Origin of the sequence: Prosthecobacter sp. (genome assembly GCF_020439865.1) — a bacterium.
Classification (GTDB): Bacteria; Verrucomicrobiota; Verrucomicrobiia; order Verrucomicrobiales; family Verrucomicrobiaceae; genus Prosthecobacter.
Map to the genome: position 1 here is coordinate 1 of NZ_JAGRPF010000193.1, position 23,429 is coordinate 23,429.

General features: G+C 62.0%; 15 protein-coding genes. 12 read left to right on the plus strand and 3 right to left on the minus strand.

The annotated features are described in order from the left end of the window. The 10 genes from KDL09_RS21530 to KDL09_RS21575 all read left to right on the plus strand — a co-directional run. Positions 1-1,637: Ig-like domain-containing protein (locus KDL09_RS21530; protein WP_294389697.1), on the plus strand; the 1,637-nt coding region annotated here is incomplete at its 5' end. After that, positions 1,634-2,266, plus strand: coding sequence for an RNA polymerase sigma factor (locus tag KDL09_RS21535; protein ID WP_294389698.1), 633 nt, complete (start codon positions 1,634-1,636; stop codon positions 2,264-2,266). The genes KDL09_RS21530 and KDL09_RS21535, both read left to right, overlap by 4 nt. Further along, positions 2,263-3,318, plus strand: a complete 1,056-nt coding sequence (locus KDL09_RS21540) for a hypothetical protein (protein ID WP_294389699.1) — start codon at positions 2,263-2,265, stop codon at positions 3,316-3,318. The genes KDL09_RS21535 and KDL09_RS21540 overlap by 4 nt, the downstream gene beginning before the upstream one ends. An 89-nt stretch (positions 3,319-3,407) precedes the next feature. Beyond that, complete coding sequence (locus tag KDL09_RS21545; RefSeq protein WP_294389702.1) at positions 3,408-8,420, plus strand: putative Ig domain-containing protein; 5,013 nt, start codon at positions 3,408-3,410, stop codon at positions 8,418-8,420. Positions 8,421-8,985: 565 nt separating this feature from the next. After that, positions 8,986-9,558, plus strand: coding sequence for a YceI family protein (locus KDL09_RS21550; RefSeq protein ID WP_294389705.1), 573 nt, complete (start codon positions 8,986-8,988; stop codon positions 9,556-9,558). Between the two features lie 5 nt (positions 9,559-9,563). Next, complete coding sequence (locus KDL09_RS21555; RefSeq protein WP_294389707.1) at positions 9,564-10,709, plus strand: type III polyketide synthase; 1,146 nt, start codon at positions 9,564-9,566, stop codon at positions 10,707-10,709. Next, positions 10,706-11,875 carry an NAD(P)/FAD-dependent oxidoreductase gene (locus KDL09_RS21560; protein ID WP_294389710.1) on the plus strand — a complete coding sequence of 390 codons (1,170 nt, stop codon included), beginning with the start codon at positions 10,706-10,708 and terminating at the stop codon, positions 11,873-11,875. The genes KDL09_RS21555 and KDL09_RS21560 overlap by 4 nt, the downstream gene beginning before the upstream one ends. A gap of 3 nt (positions 11,876-11,878) precedes the next feature. After that, a complete protein-coding gene (locus tag KDL09_RS21565; RefSeq protein WP_294389711.1) occupies positions 11,879-12,727 on the plus strand; it encodes a methyltransferase domain-containing protein in 849 nt (282 codons plus the stop codon). Between the two features lie 30 nt (positions 12,728-12,757). Continuing rightward, positions 12,758-13,111, plus strand: coding sequence for an acyl carrier protein (locus KDL09_RS21570; protein ID WP_294389714.1), 354 nt, complete (start codon positions 12,758-12,760; stop codon positions 13,109-13,111). Continuing rightward, positions 13,108-14,364, plus strand: coding sequence for a beta-ketoacyl-[acyl-carrier-protein] synthase family protein (locus tag KDL09_RS21575; protein ID WP_294389717.1), 1,257 nt, complete (start codon positions 13,108-13,110; stop codon positions 14,362-14,364). Before KDL09_RS21570 ends, KDL09_RS21575 begins: the two co-directional genes overlap by 4 nt. Here the strand turns inward: KDL09_RS21575 and KDL09_RS21580 are convergent. After that, positions 14,357-16,906, minus strand: a complete 2,550-nt coding sequence (locus KDL09_RS21580; protein ID WP_294389720.1) for an efflux RND transporter permease subunit — start codon at positions 16,904-16,906, stop codon at positions 14,357-14,359. The genes KDL09_RS21575 and KDL09_RS21580 overlap by 8 nt on opposite strands. 110 nt (positions 16,907-17,016) lie before the next feature. Here KDL09_RS21580 and KDL09_RS21585 point away from each other — a divergent pair, with 110 nt between their 5' ends. Next, on the plus strand, positions 17,017-18,444 hold the full coding sequence (locus tag KDL09_RS21585; RefSeq protein WP_294389722.1) for a sulfatase: 1,428 nt from the start codon (positions 17,017-17,019) through the stop codon (positions 18,442-18,444). A 42-nt stretch (positions 18,445-18,486) separates the two neighbouring features. After that, positions 18,487-20,067, plus strand: coding sequence for a hypothetical protein (locus tag KDL09_RS21590; protein ID WP_294389727.1), 1,581 nt, complete (start codon positions 18,487-18,489; stop codon positions 20,065-20,067). On the opposite strand, the gene KDL09_RS21595 is transcribed toward KDL09_RS21590, so the two are convergent. Both KDL09_RS21595 and KDL09_RS21600 read right to left on the minus strand, forming a co-directional pair. After that, entirely contained in the window at positions 20,068-21,639 is a 1,572-nt protein-coding gene (locus KDL09_RS21595; RefSeq protein WP_294389730.1) for a peptide ABC transporter substrate-binding protein, read from the minus strand. It lies immediately after the preceding gene. A gap of 47 nt (positions 21,640-21,686) precedes the next feature. After that, positions 21,687-23,258 (minus strand): hypothetical protein, encoded by a 1,572-nt coding sequence (locus KDL09_RS21600; protein ID WP_294389734.1) that lies wholly within the window; start codon positions 23,256-23,258, stop codon positions 21,687-21,689. Positions 23,259-23,429: the final 171 nt, after the last annotated feature.

A 23,429-nucleotide genomic window follows, 5' to 3' on the forward strand; every position in this document is an offset into this window, starting at 1 on the left:
ACGATGCGAACGACAAGCGCGACTTCCGCTTGAACATCCTGCGATTGCACGATGAAAAGAACGCCGGTAATCCGCTCTACGCACCCGCGCTCGCCGCGGCGGGTTTTGCGTCGGAAGGACTGTATCAAAGCGTGGTGAACGCGAACAAGCAGGTGCTCTGCGCCGCCTGTCATGCGTCCGAGGCGCTCGGCACCGGTGGCGCTGCCGGAGTGAAGCCGCTCACTGCGGCGATGCACTCCCGGCACGCCATGGTCACCAACCCCACCAACGGCCTTCAGCTCGACAACGTCGCCAGCCGCAACTCGTGTTATCTCTGCCATCCCGGCAGCGAAACGCGCTGCCTGCGCGGTGCGATGGGCAGCGCGGTGAATGCAGCGGACGGATCGCTCGTGATGCAATGCCAGAGCTGTCATGGCAACATGGCCGCCGTCGGTGCCTCGACGCGCACGGGCTGGTTGAACGAGCCGAACTGCCAGGCCTGCCACAGCGGCGACGCCGTGAACAACGAAGGCCAGGCCCGCTACACGTCCGTGTTTTCATCTCCCGGCGTGATGCGCGTGCCGGCGAATCAACGCTTTGCCACGAATGCGGACACGCCTGCTGCCGGCATCTCGCTGTTTCGTTTCTCGAAAGGCCACGGCGGACTCGTCTGCAGTGCCTGCCACGGCAGCACGCACGCGGAATACCCGTCGCTGCATCGCGATGACAATTTGTACTCGTGGGGCAAGCAGGGGCATCGTGGCAAGCTCGCGGACTGCACCGTGTGTCATCCGTCGATGCCATCGAACAGCGTCGGCGGGCCGCATGGCATTCATCCGATCGGCAGCCAGACCTGGGTCAAAGATCACGCCGACATCGCCCGCGCCATCAGTCCCAATTACGCCGCGTGCCGCGAGTGCCACGGAAGTGATCTGCGCGGCACGCAATTGTCGCGTGCGCAGGCGGATCGCGCCCTTAGCACGAAGTTTGGGCCGTTCACGGTGAAGCGCGGCATGGAAGTGAGCTGCTACTACTGCCACAACGGCCCGGGCAGCAGCAACATCACCACGCACGTCGGTCCCACGGTCGCCAATGCGCAGCTCGCCGTGCCATTGAACACACCCACCAGCATCACGCTCACGGCCAGCGGCACGAATCCGCAGCTTCGCGTCATCGAGCAGCCCACGCACGGCACGGTAGGCATCGCCGGAACGGTGGCGACGTATTTCCCGGACAGCGGTTATCAAGGCCCGGATGTGTTCACCTACATCGCAAGTGATTCGGGCAGCTTTGTCGATTCACAGCCTGCCACCGTGTCCGTCATCGTCGGCACCACGGACTACACGCGCGACAGCGATGGTGACGGCATGAGTGACTGGATCGAATACGCGCTCGGGCTCGATCCACTGCTGCGCAGCGTGGCGCCGCAGCATCAGATCGAAAACGTCGGCGGGACGAACTACCTCACGCTGCGTGTCCTGCGCAGTCCGATGCGCCCACCGGAAATGACCACGACGATCAAGGTCTCCGGCGACCTGCAGGGCTGGTCGCCCGCGACGATCCTCAACAACACCTCCACCGAACTCAAGGCGCGCGACACCATCGGCACCGACGCCGCGCTGGCGCGGTTCATCCGCATCGAATCAAATCGTCCATGAAAGCCACGCTCGACGACGCTTCTTATGGCGAGCATGACGAATGCTCCGGGCTCTTCGTGCGCGCCTTGAACGGCGATCCGGACGCCGCCACGCAGCTCTACGAGCAGTGCGTGCCCGACCTGCGCCGCTGGCTTGCGGGACGGGTGCTCGGCTGCGATGCCGAAGAGCTCGCGCATGCGGCGCTGGTCACGGCCTTTCAGCGGGCCGCCCGTTTCCAGCGCGGCAACTCGTTTCGAGCGTGGCTCAAAACGATCGCCTGGCATCTGGCGCTCAATCATCAGCGCGACGAAGTCCGGCGGCGGGTGCGTGAGAACGCGTGGTTCGAGCACGAGCGCGTGCAGCGGCCCGGAGATGCACCCGCCGACCGCGCCCGCTTGCGCGTGCTTGCGCAACGCGTGGACGCCTTGCCCGAGCCGCAGCGCGATCTGCTGCGGCTGCGTTACCTCGAAGGAAAGTCCGCCGAGAGCATCGCGATAGAGCAAGGTCGCAAACGCAGCGCCGTAGCCGTAGCCCTGCACCGCATCTGCCAGCGTCTGCGGGAGGAGATGGAGCAATTCCCTGCGGGACGCGCTTCATTACCAAACGATAACGTGTCCTCCGGCGACGATGGTGGTGCAATGACGGCATGAAACCGTACGTTCGAACGGGCCAGTGCTCTGTCTTGTTCGCGGCCGTCGCCAACCGGCTGCTTTGGGTGTTAGCGTGCATTTTCCAGGCGGTTCCGGCACTCGCCACGACCTACACGAACGTCTTCTTCAACGCCTCGCAAACGATGACCGTGGTGTCGTCGAGCATCAATGCTGTCACGATTCGCAGTGGCGACTACTGGTTCACGTATTCGGTGGACGGCTACTGGTCGCCGAGCCCTGGCGGCCCGCCCACCGGCCGCTTTTTCTCGGTCAACTGGCCGACGGGCGTGCAAGCGCAGGCCACCACGGCCGGTCCCTTGCTGGGCCAAGGAGCGAACATCACGATCAAGCGGGCTGACGGGAAAAAGTTCGACCTGAAGTCCTTCACCGGAAAAATCCTGCTGAACACCGCGGGCGCGGGAGCCGCCTTCGAGATCATGCCGCTCCTGAATGGCGAAGATGCCCTGCCAGATCCGCTGCTGTTCGACTGCACGGGCTACGGCGGCGCTTCGTTTTCCTACACGCCGTCGCTCGTCAACTACGACACCTACAAGATCCACATGTGGGGTGACTTCGCACTGACGGCGCTCACACTGATCGATACCAATCCACCATTGCCGCCAATCACCTTCGACATCACCGCGACCACGTCATCAGCCTCAGCAGGAACGGTCAGCGGCGCGGGCACGTATGACAGCAACGCGCCCTGCACGCTCACCGCGACAGCCGGTCCGGGCTATTACTTCGTGAACTGGACGGAGGGCGCCGTCGAGATGAGCACGCTGGCAGACTACACGTTCGATGTGACGGCCAGTCGCAGCCTTGTCGCGAATTTTGCACCGCTGCCAGTCCTCGATGTCAGCCCGCCCGCAGTGCCGTCGGGCGATTTCCAGTTTGCCTGGCCATCGTCGCTGAACTGGACGCTCGAAGAAAGCATCGACCTGATCCACTGGGCCCCTTCGACGCGAACCATCACCGTCAACGGAGGCCAGAACCAGATCAGTGTTCCTTCATCGGAAGGCGGATGTTTTTTCCGCCTCGCCAGGCCATGAGAGGCCAGGAATGCGCCGGGGCCGGGTGATCGCTTCATTACCAAACGATAACGTGACCCCCGAGGTGGCCTGTGGCGAAATCCCGGACCATGACCACGTCTACCGCCCGCCACGGATTCGCTCGAGTGCTTGCAGGATTTGCCAGCCTGCTGATGGCCTTCACTCCACAGATGGTCGAGGCGAGCATCGCCTACGGCAGCATCAACAACTTCGACACCGTCAACGACACTGGCAAAGAGTGTCACGGCTTCGAGATCGAACTGGATGACTGCCACAGCACGGACGTCACCTACACCTACAACTACAATCACTACGGAGCGCCCGAGATCACGGAAGACAACACCGACCCGGCGCATCCGAAGGTCTTCATCCGCTGGCAGAGCAAGAAGAACCCCGATGGCAGCTGGGCCGCCTACACGGCGATTCCGAGCGGCCCGATCGCTCCGACCAACGGACACATGTTCACCAATCCGAGCGTGAACTTCGGCGGCGAGCACTTCGGCGTGGGTTATCGCACGCCGCCCAGCGCTGTGAAGTACAACTGGCTCGTCGACAACGGCGCCGGCACGCTGATCCATGGCGGCGAAGTTCAGGTTTCCACGCCCACCTTCACCTACTTCCCGGCGGCGGGCGCTGCACCGGCCCAAGTGCAGGCGGTCATCGTGCCGCCCGTTCCGCCCGCGCCTCCGGTGAAGCAATTCGGCAAGGCGGTCTGGGTGAAGGAGATCAAGACCACGACACATAACAGCAACAAGGTGAAACTGCGTGAGCTCGTCTCGGATGACCCCAACGATGCGAACGACAAGAACTGGCGGAATGGCGAACCGGACGAGATCGAAGTGGAGTGGCGCATCCTGCAAAAGAAAACTGCTGGAGGAGGCGTGAATGATGAACTGGCCGCCGCGCCCGAAGATCTCCCCGGTGGCAACGAGGTGGTCACCCGCCGCTACGAGTTCTACAAGTATGTCGGTCCGCTGGATGCCGAGACGGGCGAAGCCATGGGCGATGCGGTGGGCCCTGACGGCATTCATGGTTCGGGCACGGTGACGTACGCCGACCACATGGTCGCAGGCGAATGGGTGACGGTGACGACGGACATGTCCACGAAAGTTGTCGTGGGCGACTACACCGGTGCACAGATGGCGGCGGTGGACGTGGATGAGCCGGTGGGTCTCATCGATCACGTGGGCGACGGCCAGGTGAACAAGCCCTTCGCGGCACGTTCGGTCGTGGTCGAAGGCGCGCTGCCCTTTGTCTGTGTGCAGTCGGGCACCATTCCTCCGGGGATGACTTTTGACGACGTCACAGGCGTGCTCAGCGGCACGCCGACGACCGCAGGCGAGTACCAGTTCACGATCATGGCGAGCGACCTGGTCAACCCCGATGTGTCGAAGAACTACACGATGGCGATCGCCGCGCAGGGCGCCGCGCTGCCTCCGGCCAGTCTGGTGGACACCGCGCCGTCGCCCATCGACGGCGGCACGACCATAGGCGACGGATCTTATGACGTCGGCGCGGATGCGACGGTGACGGCCACGCCGGCGGACGGGTTTGTGTTCCTCAACTGGACCGACAACGGGCAGGTCGTCAGCTCGAACGCCAGCTACACGCTGACGATGGATGTGAATCACTCGCTGGTGGCCAACTTTGCCGCCGCCGCTGTGATGAGGACGATCACCACCGCCTCTGCACCGGTGGCTGGTGGCACCACGACGGGCGGCGGCGTGGTGGCGGACGGCGACAGCGTGACGGTGACGGCCACGCCGAATCAGGGCTACTCCTTTGTGAACTGGACGGAAGGCGGCGCGCCGGTGAGTGCCAGTGCGAGCTACACCTTCACGGCCGCAGCGGATCGCGACCTCGTGGCGAACTTCACCCTCGCCTCGAACTATGTCGTGACCACGAGCGCCACGCCGTCCATCGGAGGTACGACGAGCGGTGGCGGCTCCTTTGCCAGTGGATCAAGCGTGACAGTGACGGCGTCTCCGAATGCCGGATACAACTTTGTGAACTGGACGGAGAACGGCACGCAGGTGAGCGCGAGTGCGAGCTACACCTTCACCATCGCCGCCAGTCGTGTGCTGGTGGCCAATTTTGTGATCATCGGGGGAACGCAGCGCATGATCGCCACCAGCTCGAGTCCTGCGGCGGGCGGCACCACCTCGGGCGGAGGCTCGTATGCCGACGGCACCAGCGCGACGGTGACCGCCACGGCGAACCCGGGCTACAAATTCTCCAAGTGGAAAGAGAACGGCAGCAATGTGAGCAGCAGCGCGAGCTATACCTTCACAGTCAGTGCCGATCGCACGCTCGTGGCGAGTTTCTCGCAGGCGTATGTGGTCACCTGCACCTCGAATCCTTCACAGGGCGGCACCACGGAGGCGGACAGCCCCAGTTACAACCCTGGAGACGGTGGCAATGTGAAGGCCTTCCCGGCTTCCGGTTATCAATTTGTGAACTGGACGGAGAACGGCGTCGAGGTGAGCACGAGCACGACATACAACTTCAGCAACATCCAGGCGAACCATAGCTACGTCGCCAATTTCATGCCCACGGGCGGCGTGGTCATCAGCACCAGCGCTGCTCCGGCGGCGGGTGGCACGACGAGCGGCGGCGGCGGGTACGGCATCGGCAACAGCGTGACGGTTTCCGCAACACCGAATGCGGGCTACGCCTTCACGAACTGGACGGATGGCGCCACGGTGGTGAGCAATTCTGCGAGCTACACCTTCACCGCATCCGTGAACCGCACGCTGGTGGCCAACTTTGCCCAAGGTTACAATGTCGGCACCAGCGTCTTCCCGTCTCTCGCCGGAACGGCGACCGGCGGCGGTCTGGTGAATCCCGGTGACAGCACCACGATCGACGTGACCACCAATCCCGGCTACACCTTCCTCAACTGGAAGGACAGCCTCGGCAATGTCGTCAGCACCAGCACGAGCTACACCTTCACACCGACGGCGAGCGAAACCTACACGGCGAACTTTTCAGCGCCGGTGCAGGCGCTCACGTTCGACTTCGACACTTCCGCGCCGTTGCTGATGGCGGATCTGCCTGTGCCGTTTGATCAGACCAAGGCCGGCTACACCGCGTCGTTCGCTTCACCGGATGCTGGTGGATTCGTCGTGAAAACGGAGGCCGCCACGGGACGCGTGCTTCCCACCTTCTCCGGCTACTATCTCGAGTCCGTCGTCGATGGTGCCAGTCTCGAAGTCACGCTGGATCAGTCGGTCACGGGCATCAGCTTTGACTTTGCCACGGTGGAGGCGCTCGATGTGCCGGTGGCCTCGACGGTGCAGCTAACGGCCATCGACAACTCGGGCGCTGCGCCGGTGGTCGTCGGCACAGCCATTGCGCACGGCAGCGTCGTCGCGGGTGATTCACTGCCTGTCGGCAACCTCAGCTTCAATTCGGCTTCTCCCTTCGATCAGGTCATCATTCAGCTTGTCGATCCAGTCGCAGGTGCGCCGCGTGTTCTAGTCGACAATGTCGTCGTCAGTCCCGATGGCAGCACCGGTGGCGCGATGACACTGGCGAACCCGAACTGGAACATCACGCTGTCCGACTTCGGCTACTCGGACTTCCTGCTCGACAACACTCCCGGCTTCGAAGGCCGTGAGTACCTCTCTGGTGAATGGGGCAGCGCCGTGGCCTACACTCGCAATGGCACGCCGCATGTGCCCACCTGGCTGGAACCGAACTTCCTCTATCCTGACTGGCAGACCAACTCCGACTTCCATGTGGTTACAGGCATCCACTTCGTCGGTCTCAATCTCGACGGTCTGCCCATCGCCGAATCGGTCATTTCCAACGACGACCTCGAAATCACCCTGCGCTTTGAGATGGTGGACACCGTCGTCGGCACGCCGATGGGCATCACACCCGCCAGCAGTGCCGGAGCTCCTGTCTCGGTGGACAGCAACCGCTACGTGATGAACCAGAGCTTCACCGTCAAAAACGTCAGCGGAACCACTATCACCAACCTGCAGCTCTTCCAGTTGCTGCACGGTTTCATCTCGCAGCACGGGCAGTACGACAACCGAACCTATCCTGGCAAGCTCGGCGAGTACCAGTATGACGTCACCATGGCTGGCGTGGATGACAGCGCTGCAGGGGCAGACAGTTCCAGTGTCGGCCTGGAGGATCTCATCGGATTCCACGCGAAAACGGCACCCACCGCGTTTGAACTGGGCTACTACGGCATTGAAGGCAACGGCATTGACGACCACAACGTCGGCAAGCCGTCCGACGGCGTGCATCTGTCTGTCGAGGACAACTGGCAGCACGCACCGTATGCCGGCCGTCAGGGCCGCGACAACTTTGCGCCGCCGACGCGCTGGATCGCCGGTGCGCAGCGCTGGGACTTGGGCTCTCTCGCGCCGGATCAGACTGTGAGCATGGACATCGTCCTTAGTCTGCTCACGGGAACGAAGGTCGTGGTCACCGGCGGCGGCAGCAACGGCACGGGCGGTGGTGGCAGTTGCAACGGCGGCTCCGGTCATGTCGGCGGCGTGGATTTTGAGTTCGACGACATCGATCAGGAAGGCACCTTCTTCGGCTCCTATTCCGAAGCGGACGATGACGAACTCGCTGAGCGCGAGGGCGATGGCGAATTCGCGCTGCCTTCCTTCGAAACGCCCAACGGCACGCGCCGCCAGCTTTGGAAGTTGAATTACAGCGGTGCCCACACCGGCGGCATCAAGCTCAAGTTCGCTTACAACCCCGCCCTCCTGCCGCCCGGCTACGACGAAAACCAGCTCGTCATCTACCACTTCCACAACGGCGTTTGGGAGAAGCTCAACTGCAAGGTGGATGCGGCGCACAACATCATCGAAGCCTTCACACCAAGTCTCTCGCCCTTCATGCTGGGGGTGAATGATGTCGTCGTAACGCCGCAGGTCGGGCTGTCGCAGGTCGCACCTGGAAGCCTGAGCGTGTCCTGGCCGGATTCATTCACCGGCTGGATCCTGCAGGAGTCGCCGGATCTCAATCCGTCGAGCTGGTTCAATTCCACCCGTCCGGTCACCACCGCCGACGGCACCAGCAGCGTGACTGTTCCCACCAGCTCGGGCAGTCGATTCTTCCGTCTGGTGCGCCCCTGATTATCGGTTTCCCATGGACGCAACACTCCGCCCATCATACAAGATCGCCGTCGCTGAGACTGGGTATCAATGCGAATGATATTTGATCGTCCTGACAACGTGAGATTGATTGAGCGTGTCCCGCTGTGTCAGGTCGTATCACGCTCTTTTGTGAATCTCCGCATTTCCATCTTGATCCTTTGCGTGCTGTGCCAGCCCTGCGATGGGGTCAGCTTTCCTGAAAGACAGGCGGGCGAGCGGCACGCTTCGCAGCCGATGGTGGAATGTGACGAAGGGCTGAGTATCGGAGATATGAAGGGTCCGCAGGACGACGCCGGGCCGCCGGTCTGTCTGGCGTCCGATCAATCGCGGGGCGCCGTGAAACAGATTTGTCTGAATTCTAACCTAGCGTCTGCGGAAACCCCGGTTCCAGTCCGCACCCGCCGGCATCGCTGGCTCTGCATTGAGCGTTGCTGATCAGGCATCGCTTTTCCAAACCGGACAGGTTTCGAGATTGCATCGTCTCAGTCGGCACCTTTCTGCCGGTGTCATTGTCACTCGGCCATTCCATCCCCATAATCTCATCATGATCATTCGTTCCCTTTCATTGTTCCTCTTGTTCGCCACGCTGTCAGCGGCGGCGGACACCACCACCTGGTCCGGCACCAGCAAGATCTCCTTCGACGGCACCTCCACGCTGCACGCTTGGGGAGGCAATGTGGAGGCGAAACCTTTTGCCACCAAAGTCACCACGGATGCGAATGGTAATCCCACACGCGTCGAGGCCACGGTGACCGTGGAAGCCGCCAAGATGGACACCGACGAGGCCAAGCGTGACGAAAACATGCGCAAGGCCATGAAAGTCACCGAGCATCCGCTCATCACCGGCGTCATCGACACACCGTTCACCGCGATCCGCCAGGGCGATGCCGCGCCGGCCGCGCTTCCGCTCAAACTGACGCTGCTCGGCAAGACACAAAAACTCACCGGCAAGATCAGCCACTGGAAGCTCGATGGTGACAAGGCCTCCTTTGACCTCGATTTCGATCTCTCCCTCAAAAAGAGCGACATCAAGGTCCCTTCCGTGCTGCTGTTCATCCGTGTCGGCGACACGATCAAAGTCCACTGTGCCGTCGAACTGAAACGTTCCAAAAACTGATCTCCATGCCCGCCTTCATTCATCACATCGCCACCGAGACGCCGCCGTTCATTTACAGCAACGAGTTCGCCTGTGGCCGCATGAAAACCTGGGTCACCGATCCACGTGCGAAACGCATGGTCGAGATGATCTACGAGCGCACCGGCATCGACACGCGCTACAGCGTGAGCGACGATTTCCTCAAGGACGACGGCGAGTTGTTTCGCACCCTGCCGGACGGCACGATCAGTTCTCCCACCACCGGCCAGCGCAACGCGCTTTATGCCAAAGCCTCGCACGACCTCGCGGTGAAACTCGCCCGCAAGACGCTCGCTGAATGTCCGCAGTTCACGAAGGAGCAGATCACGCACATCGTCTTCGCCTCCTGCACCGGCTTTGCCAATCCGGGGCCGGATTATCACATGATTCGCGATCTCGGCCTGAACGAAAACGTGGAGCGCTACACCATCGGCTTCATGGGTTGCTACGCCGCGTTCCCCGCCATGCGCATGGCGGCGCAGTTTTGTGAGGCGAATCCGGACGCGGTGGTGCTCGTCATGTGTCTGGAGCTTTGCACGCTGCATTTGCAGGTGAGCGACAGACCTGAAAGCATCGTCGCCAACGCGCTGTTCGCCGACGGCGCGGCGGCAGCAATCATGAGCGCACGCAAACCGACCGGTGACCGGCCTTACTACCGCGTGCAGGGATTTCACTCTGCGCTCGTGCCCTCGAGCGAGGCTCACATGGCCTGGGACATCGGCGATCACGGTTTCAACATGGTGCTCTCTGCGTACGTGCCCGATTTGATCGGCAGCAACATTCGTGAGATGCTCGGCGGCGTGCTTGCAAAGCGTAACATGCAACTCGCTGACATCGATGAATGGGCCGTGCATCCTGGCGGTCGTGCCATTCTCGAACAGGTCGAGCAGCATCTCGATTTGCCGCCCGATGCGCTCGAGATCTCCCGCGATGTGTTGCGAGACTACGGCAACATGAGCAGCCCCACGGTCATGTTTGTGCTCAAAGGCATGCTCGAGGAGGCTGAAACCGATCGCGCCACGACCTGCGCTATTGCGTTTGGTCCGGGCCTCACGGTGGAGACGGCCGTGCTGGAGCGCTGCGGCGCGGCCATCACTCCGCCGAAGCAAACATCGAACAAGATGCATGCATGAAGCCGGAGTTTGACGCGATCATCGTCGGCGGCGGTCCCGTGGGACTGCTGCTGGCCTGTCTGCTCAAACAACAAGGCCGGCGAATTCGTGTGCTGGAAAAGCGCACGCAACCCATCGCGCATTCGGCTGCCATCGGTATCACGCCGCCGTCCCTGCACATCCTCGACAAACTCCACCTCGCCTCGGAGTTTATCGACGCCGGCTTGAAGGTGCGTGACTGCTTCGTGCATGGTCAGCGCGGCAAACTCGGCTGCGTTTCCTTCCGCAACATCCCGGACGAGCATCGATTCATCCTCGCGCTGCCGCAGGCCACGACCATTGCGATCCTGCAGAAGCATCTTGGCAGTGAGTTCATCGAAAGCGGCTGCGAAGTCACCGGCTTGCAGCAGCAAGCGGATCATTGCATCGTGCAAACGAGCAGCGGCGAGTTCACCGCACGCTTCGTCATCGGCTGCGACGGCGCGCGCGGCCGCGTGCGTGAATTCATCGGCATGCGTGCGCCCGGACGCAGCTACGACTGCCATTTCGTCATGGGTGATTTCATCGACCGCACCGGCTTCGGTGAGGAAGCGCATCTGTTTTTCACCGCCACCGGTTCGGTGGAGTCGTTTCCGCTTCCCGGCGGTCAGCGGCGTTGGATTGTTCAAACGGATCGTCGCATGGACGAACCGCCCCAGGGCCTCGTGAGCTATCTCACGCACCTGCGCACAGGCATCACCGTGCCGTCTTCGGATCAGGTCAATGAGAGCGTCTTCACTCCACGTCGCTTCAACTGCGATCGCTACTACGATGGTCGCGTCATTCTCTGCGGTGATGCCGCGCACGGCATGAGCCCTATCGGCGGTCAGGGCATGAACACCGGCTTCGCCGATGCCGAATTCCTCGCCGAGGTGCTCACCAAATCGGATCCGCTCGCGCTTTTGCCTGCTTACAACCGCTTCCGCCGCAAGGCTGCCAAAACCGCGATCTTCCGGGCCGAGTGGGGCATGTGGCTTGGCACCTGGCGCGGCACAACGCGCTCCGCGCTGCGTGATGTCATTTTGAAGTTCCTGCTCTGCCAGGGGCCGGTCGCACGACGCATGGGGCCGTTTTACGCCATGCTCACCATTCCCTTCAACACGCTCGCACGCGTCCCGCAGGCCAGCTTGAGGCCGCACACTGTTTGATTCATGTCCACAACTCCCGACTACGTCCCCACCATCGACGGTGCCGCTTCGCACTACGACGACCTTGATCAGTTCTACCGCGAAATCTGGGGCGAGCATGTTCACCACGGCGTGTGGTTCACTGGCAAGGAAAGCGACACCGAGGCGGCGGAGAACCTCGTAAAGATCGTCGCCGAGCTCGGCCACACCGGCGAAGGCACCGACGTGTGCGACATCGGCTGCGGCTACGGCGCCGCCGCGAAAATCCTCGCGCAGCGCTACGGTGCCCATGTGACCGGCATGACGATTTCGAGCGTGCAGCTCGCTTACGCGCAGGCGAATAACCACGTGCCCGGCAAGACGACCTTCATGGTGCGTGACTGGTATGAAAACCAGCTGCCCGCGAACCATTTCGATGTCGTGCAGACCGTCGAGAGCCTCGAGCACATGCCTGATCTGCCCACCTTCTTCCGCGAGTGCTACCGCGTCATGAAGCCCGGCGGCCGTCTCGTCGCCACCGCGTGGATGTCCTGCGAAAATCCCGATCCCGTGGCCAAACGTCACTTTATTGACGCCATCACACGCGAGGCCCAGATTGCCGGCGTGCGTCCCGAGAGCGAATTCCGCGCCGCCACCGAGGCTGCGGGGTTCGTGAACTACCAGTTCAAAGACTACGCGCCACTCGTGAAGCACACCTGGCCGCTCTGCGCTCTCCGCACAGTCAAAGGTCTGCTCACCAAGCCGCACTACCGCAGCTTCCTTTTCAGCTCTCGGAACCCGAACCGCATCTTCGCCCTCACCCTCTTCCGCATCTGGCTCGCCTACGAACTCGGCATCCAGCGCTACGGCATCTTCAGCGCGGAGAAGCATTGAATCCGCCCTTCATCGGACTAAAACAACGCCATGCCCGTCACCGAAGAACGCCAGCAGCAGATCACCAAGTCGCTCAAACGATGCAGCGAGGCCACTGTGGCCGCCGCGTTGCGTTTTGAAGAGTCGCGTGATCTCGACGAACTGCCCGCCATCATCCTTGGCGTGCTCGAGCGCGATGCCGCGAACCCCAAGCCGGAAGGCATCGCCGCCGCCACCGATGACTCGCGCCTCATTGAAGACATCGGCATGGACTCCTTTGGCATGATCGAGGTCGTCATGACCGCGGAGGAGGTGCTCGGCATCACCGTTGCCACGCAGGAGATGAACGGCATCCGTACGCTCGGCGATTTGAAGACCTTCCTCCGTTCCAAGCTCGCCGCATGAACCGCGTCGTCGTCACCGGCCTCGGCTTCATCTCCAGCATCGGCAACGACCGCGCCGCCGTGCTGCAAAGCCTGCGCGAAGGCCGTTGCGGCATCGAAATCATGCCCGAGCTCGCCGCGGCGAATGACCGCGTAAAGCTCGCCGGCACGGTGAAGGGTTTCACCTTTCCCAGCGCCGATCCGCTCGACTGGACCTTCCCGCCGCATGTGCAGTTCAGCCGCGCGCAATTGCGCACGATGGTTCCAAACGCCGTCTTCGCTTCCGCCGCGATGGATGAGGCCATCCGCGATGCGAATCTCGATCCTGCGCTCGTCTCCTCACCGCAAACCGGGCTCTACTGCGCCTCCGCAGGTTCGTCGTGGATGACGCACGTCGCGCTCGACTCCGTTCTGACGCGAGGTCCGGCGCGCACTTCGGCCCCGACCGTTGTCACCGGCATGCCAAATTCGCTGCATCTCAATCTCACCGCGAAGTTTGCCATCAAAGGCGCGTCCGTCGGTTTCAGCAGCGCCTGTGCTTCATCGTCTCATGCACTCGGAAGCGCCGCTGATTTGATTCGCCTCGGCCGGCAGAAGATCATGTTCGTCGTCGGCGCCGAGGATTGTCATCCGTGCAACATTCTCCCGTTCGCCTCGCTGCGTGCCCTCAGCGCTCAAAGCGATCCCACGCTCGCGCCGCGTCCGTTTGATGTGAGTCGCGATGGCTTCATCATCACCGGCGGTGGTGCTGCGCTCGTCCTCGAAAATGCCGAACACGCCGCCGCCCGCGGTGCGACCATCTACGCCGAAGTCAAGGGCTGGGGCCAGGCCTCCGACGGCTACGACGTCGTCGCCCCCGATCCCAGCGGCACCGGCCTCGCTCGCGCAATGATCAACGCGCTCCAAGACGCGAATCTCGACGCCAGCGCCATCGACTATCTGAACGCCCACGCCACCGCCACGGCTGCTGGCGACCTCGCCGAGCTCAACGCCCTCAAAGCCGTCTTCACCGGCAACAAACGCCCGAAAGTTAGCAGCACCAAAGCTCTTACCGGCCACGGCTTGAGCCTCGCCGGTGCTTTGGAGGCCGGCATCTGCTGTCTCGCCATCCGCGAAGGCTTCATGCCGGTTTCCGCCAAGATTCAAAACCTCGATCCTGCCTGCGAAGGCATCCCCATTCTCACCGAACGTTCTGACGAAGCACCCCGCGTGGCGATGAGCAACAGCAGCGGCTTCGGCGGCGCGAACGTGGCGCTCATCTTCTCGGCTACTTGATCCACTTCCACTTCGCGAAGAGGAAGTAGAGCACCGGCAGCACGAGCAAGGTGAGCACGGTGGCAAACAGCAGGCCGAAGATGTGCACGGCGGTCAGTGGACGCCACAACTCGCCACCGGTGAGCGCCAGCGGGATCAAACCGCACACAGTGGCGAAGACCGTGGCCAGAACGGCACGCAATCGCACGAGCGCGGCCTGTACGAGAGCCTCTTTGAGTTCGACGCCGGCGGCGCGTTCCTCCTCGATGAAATCCGACAGCACGATGATGTGGCTCACGATGACACCCGCGAGGCTCACGATGCCGATCAGCGCCATGAAGCCGAAGGATGCGTGCGTTGTCGCGAGACCGGTGAAGGCACCGATGAGCCCCAACGGCACGGTGAGCATGACCACGAGCGATTTCATGATCGAGCGGAACTGGATCACCATCGCCAGCGCGATCAGAGCGAGCGAAATTTTCAGCACGCGCTCCATCTCACGCTGGCTGTTGGTCAGTTCGCGCTCCTCACCACCGAACGCGATGCCTTGATTCGGAAAATGATCACGCGCCTTGGCGAGGATGCGCGAGGCGAGTTCGCCGAAGGGTGCAAGCGCCTTCACGGTGATCGTGCGTTGCTGATTGATCCGCGAAAGAATGCCGGAGTCGTCGTGAACTTTGTAGGCACCTGCTTTGCGCAGCTCCTCTGCCACAAGGTTGGCTTTGGCTTTGAGATCGCCTTCGCCGCTCACTTCGATCTGGATCGGCGTTTCGAGCGCGGGGCCTTGTTCGATCTGTTTCACGAGGCAAAGCGCGTCTTTGATCTCGCGGTCGAAGAGTTCGCGCAAATGCACGATCAGCGCGGGCACATCGTCGGCCTTTTGAGTGTTCACGAGCACCTGCGCCATGTTCGCGGCGTTCTGACGCGGCAGCACGTTGTAGTAAAACATTGGCGTGCCGCCGCCACTGACAACGACAGCGCTTTGGATGGCGTCCTCCTTTTGCAGGAAGTCGCCCACGCGACCGGTGACAGCCATCGTTTGCTCGATGAGGCTGCCTTCGGGCAGTTGGATGTCGATGAGCAGTTGATTGCGCTCGGCGGCCGGGAAGAACTGCTTGCCGAAAAACGGGATCAGGGCCGTGCTGGCCGCCAGCAGACCAAACGCGCCCAACACGATAAGCACCGGCTTTCGAAGGGCAAATTGCAGCGCGGATTTGTAGAACGGCACCAGGCGATGAACGGGATGCGAGCCGCTCACGGCGTCGAAGCCTTTCTGACCTTTGAGAATGTAGTAACCGAGCAACGGGATGAAGGTCATCGACACGATGCGCGATGACACGAGCGCGAGCGTGATGACGATGGGCAGCGAGATGATGAACGCGCCCATGTCCCCCGGCAGCAGCGCCAGCGGCAGGAAGGCGACGATGTTGATCACCGTGCCGAAAAAGATCGCGCGACGCAGCTTGAACGGTCCCAGCCAGGCCGCGATGCCGCGCGGCTGACCATCGGCGAGTTCACGATTGATGCCGTCAGATGCCACCACCGGGTCATCGACGAGCATGCCGAGCGAGATGATGAGCGCGGCGATGGAGATCTGCTGCAACGGCACGTCCAGCGCCGCCATGCCGCCGATCGTCATCGCAATCGTCAACGGAATCGCCACGGCCACCACGAGCGCCGTGCGCCAGTCCATCAATAGCAAGGCGACGAGCACGACCACGATGACCGCTTCGATGAAGCAGCGCAAAAACTCCTCGATGCGATGCGCCGTGGCCGCAGGCTGGTCGGACACCGTGATGACGCGCACGCCCTCTGGCAGTTTCGTTTTCTCGATTTGCGCCAGCACATCTGTTTTGAAATCGCGGATGATGTTTCCGGCCTTCATCTCGACCGCTACGAGCACGCTCGCGGATGGTTTTAACGGACCGTCGTCATCACGATGCAGCGTGCGGACGCTGTAACTCGCCGCAGCCATCTCTTCGAACGAGAGAATCTGTTCCGGGGCGTGGCCGAACTGCCGAATGCGTCCTGTGCTCGATACCTTCTTGAGTTCCTGCTCGACGATGTCGGCCGCATTGCCCGCCTTCATTCCATCCTCGGCCAACACAGCGAACAGCAGCGTCGCTGGAAGTTGGAAATCCGTTTCTAGTCGCGGTTCCTCGCATCCTTCTGGCAGCTTCACCTCCGCCAAAATCTCCCGCGTCTTCTTCCACTGCGTGTCGATCACCTCTTTCGTGTCCGTCTTGAGTGTGACGACGATGCTGGAGATGTTGTCCTTCGACTGTGACTGCAGTTTTTCGAGCGTCGGCAGCTTCACGAGCGCCTCTTCGAGCTTCGTCGTGACCTCCTGCTCCACTACCTCCGCCGGAGCCCCCGGCATCACCGTGATCAACACCGCGTCATGCGTCGGGAACGTAGGATCCTCTTGCTGTGGCAGTTTTTGAAACGCGAACCAGCCCCATGCCAGCACGGCAACGACGGAAACCCAGCCGAAGAGGCGATGCTCGACAAAAAAACGTGTGATGCCGCCACTGGCGAGGTTGGACGGAGAGTTGGAATCCATGCGAGCCCTGAGTTTCGATGCTGGAAGCGCTTCGTGCAAACGCCTGCGGGGAAATGGCATGTGGAGAACGAAGATTGACAAGATTGTCCACGCGTCGTCACACTGCTCGCATGAAGACTTGGATGCTGTCCTTCCTCGCGTGCATGATCGTCGCCCAGACCCAGGCGGCGCCGAACATTCTGCTGCTCATCGGCGACAACTGGTCTTATGAGCATGCGGGCGCGAACGGTGACAAGGCGGTGAGCACGCCAGTGTTCGATCGCATGTGCCGCGAGGGCATGCGCTTCACGAATGCGTTCTGTCCGGTGCCGTCGTGTTCGCCGACGCGCTCCTGCATCGTCACCGGTCGCGCGGCGCATCAGCTCGAGGATGCGGCGAGCCTTTGGAGCAAGTTTCCGGGGAAGTTCCGCGTGTTCGGCGATGAACTGACGAAAGCCGGCTGGCATGTCGGATTCGCTGGCAAAGGATGGTCGCCGGGGAACTACATCGATTTTGGGCGTGAGCTGAATCCGGCGGGGGCGCAGTTTGAGGACTTCCCGAGTTTCATGCAGGCGCGGAAGGAGAAGCAGCCGTTCTTCTTCTGGTTCGGATCAACGCACACGTCGCTGAATAAGTGGAAGGCTGGAACCGGCAAGGCGCGCGGCATTGATCCGGCGAAGGTGCGGGTGCCGAAATCACTGCCGGACGTGCCTGAAGTTCGCGAGGAGATCACGGACTACCTCGCGCAGGTGGAGTTGATGGACGAGGCGTTTGGCGAGGCGATCACCCTGCTCGAACAGAACGGCGAGCTGGATAACACGGTGGTCATTCACACGGGTGACAACGGCTGGCAGATGCCGCACGGCCTCGCGCATTGCTACGATCACGGCACACGCGTGCCGCTGGCGGTGCGCTGGCCCGGCAAGGTGAAGGCGGGCAAGGTGAGCGATGATTTCGTCTCGCTGACTGATCTGGCGCCCACGTCGCTCGAGATCGCCGGACTGAAGCCATGGCCGGAGATGACGGCGCACAGTTTTGTCGATGTGCTCACGGGAAAAACTTCCGCGGTGAAGCGCGATCGGATGTTCATCGAGCGCGAGCGACATGCAAACGTGCGGCGCGGCGACCTGAGCTATCCGGTGCGTGGCGTGCGCACGGCGGAGTATTTGTATCTGTGCAATCTGCGGCCTGATCGCTGGCCGGCGGGCGATCCGGAATTGTACTATTCCGTGGGACCGTATGGCGACATCGACGGCTCGCGCACGAAGCTCTACATGATGGCGCATGCGGACGATCCGGCGGTGAAGCCCTTGTTCGAACTCAGCTTCGGCAAGCGACCGGCCGAGGAGCTCTACGATTTGAAAAGCGATCCCGACCAGGTCGTGAACCTCGCCGCCGATCCTGCCTATGCGAAAGTCAAAGCCGGCCTCGCCGCCGAGGTGGACACCTGGATGCGTGAGACGCAGGATCCGCGCGCCGCCGATCCCGCGACGAACGTGTGGGACACCTATCCGTATTTCGGCATTCTGGCGAAGGCGCTGAGGGATGCGAAGAAATGACGTGCGTTGCCTGCGGGCGTTCGTGCGTACATACTGCCACGCATGATCCGGCCCCACACGCCGCAAGAAAACCCTGCCGATAAGCCCGCGCATAGCGGCGAAGGGGATGGCGTGTGGTCGTCCCCCTGGGAACTGGATCAGGAGTGGCTGGATGCACCACCGGCAAAAAAGCGTCTGCGCGAAGAGCCGGCGCCGCCTCCCGCTCCGGTTGAGCGGAACGACAAGCCCCGGCCATCAGAGCCTGTGCCATCTTCTCGGAAGCTGGAAGAAGAATCGCCGCCATCGCGTCCACAGCGGCAGGTGGTGTCGCCGCAGAGAACTGTCGCAGTGACACGTCATCCGCGAACTTTGGAACGTGATACCTCCTGGGCCTCGCTGGTCATTCTGAGCATGGGATTGCTGGCGTTTGTGTTCATTGCCTGGCTGTATGTGGATGATCAGGCTCCTGGTTTCGACGAAGACCTGCTGCCGAAGCGTCCTGTCGATCAGGCCGTGTCGATTCCGACGCCGATGAAGCTGCGCAAGTTTCTGGATGCGCTCGCTCCCTTCGAAAACTCCGCGCTGTACGGCAAACCGCCGTGGTTGTGGGACACGCCCACGTTGTCGCGTGTGGTGCAGGCGAACGGCACGGCGCTCGACAATCTGCGCGATCTGCTGGAGGACGCCGACTGGTATCCCGCGCATTCGGCCTGGCATGCGGCGGACCTGTGCAGCGATCCGCGCTGGCATCAGGCGATGTTGTTGAAGCAGGCGGAGGCGGCCTATCTCTCACGTCGCATGCTGGAGGAGGAGGCGTTCACGGCGGCGATCGACCTCGCGGAGCTGGGCTGGCGGCTGGAGCAGATCTGGGCGTGGCCGTCCTGTTATCAGCGTTCGCTTGAGGCGCAGACGCTGGCTGCGCAGACGCTCGCCGATTTGTTGCGGCAGACCAAGCTGCCTGAAGTCGCGCTGCGGCAGTTCCAACGTCAGTTCAATGTCTGCCAGCCGACGACAGAGATGCTTGGGCGGGCGATGAGCTCGTTCTACGTGCACGAGAAGAAGCTCATCCTCGGCCCGCAAAGCGGTGAACTGCTCGACACGATGCCTGGTGGCGTGCAGTTGCAGCGGCCGGGGCGTCTCTTTTTCAAGCCGTATGAAACCCTGCAGCACTTCGCCACTGCGTTCCGGCAGTTGAAGGAGGATGCTCAGGCACCGCTGGCGCACACGTCCGAAGTTCGGCTCGAAAAGGACAAGTTTGTCGAAACCTCCTTCCAGCCTAATTCCGCCGGCCTCGCCTACTTTCATCAGCGCATGCGCACCTACACCTCCATGCCCGCGTTTCTGGGGCTGGTGCGGACGCGTGGGAATCTGATCATCACGCTGTTTGCGGTGCGTCGTTGCATCGCGGAAAAGAAGACGGTGCCCGCCACGCTCGAGCAACTGCGCACCTTCAACTACCTGCTCGATCTGCCCGTCGATCCCTACACGGGCGCTCCGCTGCAGTATGATCTCAGCCGTGGCCTGATCTGGTCCGTGGGCAACGATTTGAAATCCGCAGGCGGCGTCCCCACCGAGCCGCCGATGGGCGATGCGACCGAGCCGACGGTGGAGATTGGCATCGCTGTTGCGGCAGTGGCAAAGTGATCACTTCCACCGCATGCAGCGGAAGGGATGATCGTCGATCATGTTGGGCTGCACGCCGGTGAGCTTGTCGGCGTGGTAGAACTGGACGCCGACGTAGTGGTAAATCGGGATGATCACGGCGTCGTCGGTGACGAGCAGTTTCTCCGCCTGCTGGAAGATGGCGTTGCGCTTGTCGGAGTCCGGTTCGCGTGCGGCGGCGGCGATGAGGTCGTCATAGGTCGTGCTGGCCCATCCGGTGCGGTTGTTGCCACTGCCGGAGAGGAACATCTCCAGGAACGTGCCCGGGTCGTTGTAATCGCCCACCCAGCTGCTGCGGCAGAGGTGGTAGTTCTTCTCCTTCATCGACGAGAGGTAGATCTTCCATTCCTGCTTCGCGAGATCGACGCTCACGCCGAGATGCTCGCGCCACATGGCCTGCAACTCGACGGCGATGTTGCGTTCGACCGGCTTGGGAAAGTAGAGGTATTCGACACGTGGGAATCCTTTGCCGCCGGGATAACCGGCCTCGGCGAGGAGCTGCTGCGCGCGTTTCGGATCAAACTCCGGTCCGGGCGGCGGTTGGTAGTCCTGTCCCGCGCCGGGCGGCGTGAGGCTGTAAGCGTTGCGCTCGCCAAGCTGCGTGATTTTTTCCGTCACGCGTTTGCGGTCGATCGCCAGCGAGAAGGCGAGGCGGATCTTCGGATTGTCGAAGGGAGCGCGGTGGACGTTGAAACGCGTGAAGTAGCTGCCAAGAAACGGACCGGTGTGGAAATACGGCTGCTGCTTGAGCTTCGCGGTGAGCGAAGTCGGCACCATGCCCTTGTCCATGATGAGATCGGCCTGGCCGGTGAGGAAGTAATTGATCGCGGTGTTCGGCTCGGAGATCGGCAGCACTTCGATGGTGCGCATCGGCACGTTTGCGGCATCCCAGTAGCGCTCGTTGCGACGCAGCACGATGCGGTCGTCCAGCAGCCAGTTTTCGAGCGTGTAAGAGCCGTTGCCGATCAAGACGCCCGGCTTGATCCACGCCGTGCCGTGCTCTTCCACGATGCGTTTCGGCACGGGAGCGAAGGTCGCGAAGGCGCAGAGATCGATGAAGTAGGGCGTGGGGTTTTCCAGTTCGACTCGCAGCGTGTGATCGTCCACTGCGGTCACGCCGACCTGCGTGAAGTCCTTCAGTGTGCCCTCGTGAAACGCGCGGGCGTTTTTGATGACGTAAAACTGGCTCGCGTAATCCGCGCCGAAGTCCGGATCGAGCACACGGCGCCACGAATAGAGGAAGTCCTGAGTCGTCAGCGGCACGCCATCGCTCCACACGGCATTCGGACGCAGATGGAAGGTGTAGGTCTTCCGATCGTCCGACTTTTCCCATGTCTCCGCCATGCCCGGCTGCGGCTTGCCGGCCTGATCGATGCGACACAGCCCTTCAAACAACGCCGACGAGATGCGCATGCCGACCTGGTCCGTCACGATCGCCGGATCGATGCTCTCCGGCTCCGCGCCGTTGATGAACACCAGGTCCGCACGCGGACGCGATTTCCCGCAGGAGGCGAAAGAGATCAGAAGTGCGGCGGCGAGTGCGAGACGAATCACGCGAAACGCTAGCACAGGCCCGCGATGATTCGCAGCACAAAGATGACTTACCAGTCGTCGGTGCGGAAGGGCTGCGCAGGAAATCCGTCGAGGTTGAAGAGGTTCGCCCACTGGAAGGCATTGCTCCACGCGTAACGCACCGCGGCGGGTTGCGCGACGGAGGCCGATGAGACGACGATTTTGTCGCCGTCGATCACGGCGTCGGCCCAGACAAATTTTTTGTCGACACCGGCGATGCTGAAGCCTTGCAGTTGGTCGCCATTCTTGAAGGTGAGGCCCTTACCGAGGTGCTTGAAGTTCAGCGTGACCTTGCCGCCGTCGATTTGATGTCCGGCGAGCTGCGGGCCGAGGTATTCGGTGCCCTTCTTGTATGCGACAGCGAGAGCGACTTGCACGGCACGCGCACCGTAGCCGGATTTGTTCGGCGGATGGATGCCGTTGCCGAGGTCGCTGCTGATGACCATGTGCGTGTTCGGATACTTCATGATCTGCTCGAAGGCCACGTGCGAGTACTGGCTGTCGGGAGCAGTCGGGATGGTTTTCGGCAGCGGTGCAAACTTCTCCGCGAGGCGGTTCATCGGCTGCGAATAGTCGAAGGCGCATCCGCCACCGCTCGGTTTCTCGACGTAGAGCCACGGGAAGTCGCCCTGGCCCCAGGCCTTGCGCCATCCGCTGATCAGCGCGCCCATGAGTGTGACTTGATCGACGCCGACGATGTTCGTGCGGCTTTCGCCCTGGTCCCAAAGCACGCCTTTGATGCCGTAGCCGACGTAGGGGCGGATGAATTGCTCGAAGAGCTGGCCGACCTTGCCGCCGTTCGTTTCGCCGGGTTTGCCAGGAAGCTTGGGAGCACGCGGACCACGTGGCGCGGGCTTGCCGGCCTTCTTCGCAGAGGCTGCGGCGTCTTTCCATGCGGCGAGTTCGGTTTCATACTTCGCCTTATCGGCCTCATACTGCTTCAGCAATGCGGCGTGGTTGTAAGTCGGTGCGAATTTCTTCACCGCCTCGGCGCATTCAGCTGAGTCACGATACATCTCCTCGCTGAGCCAGAAACCGGAGGGCGTGCCGCCCACCGCGCCGACCATGAGACCGACGGGCACGCCGATCTCCTTCTGCAACGGAAAGCCGAAGGAGAAGAGCAGCGCGCTCATCCTCACGTTCGTCTCAGGCGTTGAGAGCTCCCACGTGGCACCGGCGTCCTTGCGCATGAGGCGCAGCAGCGGATACGACTGCTTCGACGCGGCATCGAGCACGGGATCGCCCTTGGTATAACTCGCGACGACCATGTCCATGTTCGACTGGCCGGAGCCGATCCACACATCGCCGACGAGCACGTCGTCGATGTTGATGCCGCCGATGGTCAGCGTGCGCGACTCGGCGCTGGCGGGCATGGGATCGAGCTTCACGCTCCATTTGCCATCTGCGCCGGCCTTTGCGGTTTTTTTCTGGCCGGCGAATTCGACAACGACTTCCTCACCCGGTGCCGCTGTGCCCCAGACCGGCGCGTTCATGTCGCGTTGCAGCACCATGTGCGGCGTGAAAACCTTGGAGAGTTTCACCTCGGCGTGAAGCAGCGAGGTCGAAAGCAGAAGAGCGAGGAGTGCGGGCGTGGATTTCATGCGAATCAATGGAACGAAACCACTGCAGCAATCTTCCCGCTGATGAGGAGCACTTGATGCAATGAATCGTTCTCGCGTGGCGTTCCAACTGCCCAACTTTTTTCCGACCATGCGTTCACTCTGCCTATTCCTCGCCCTCGCGCTCACCGCCCGCGCTGAATTGAAACTCCC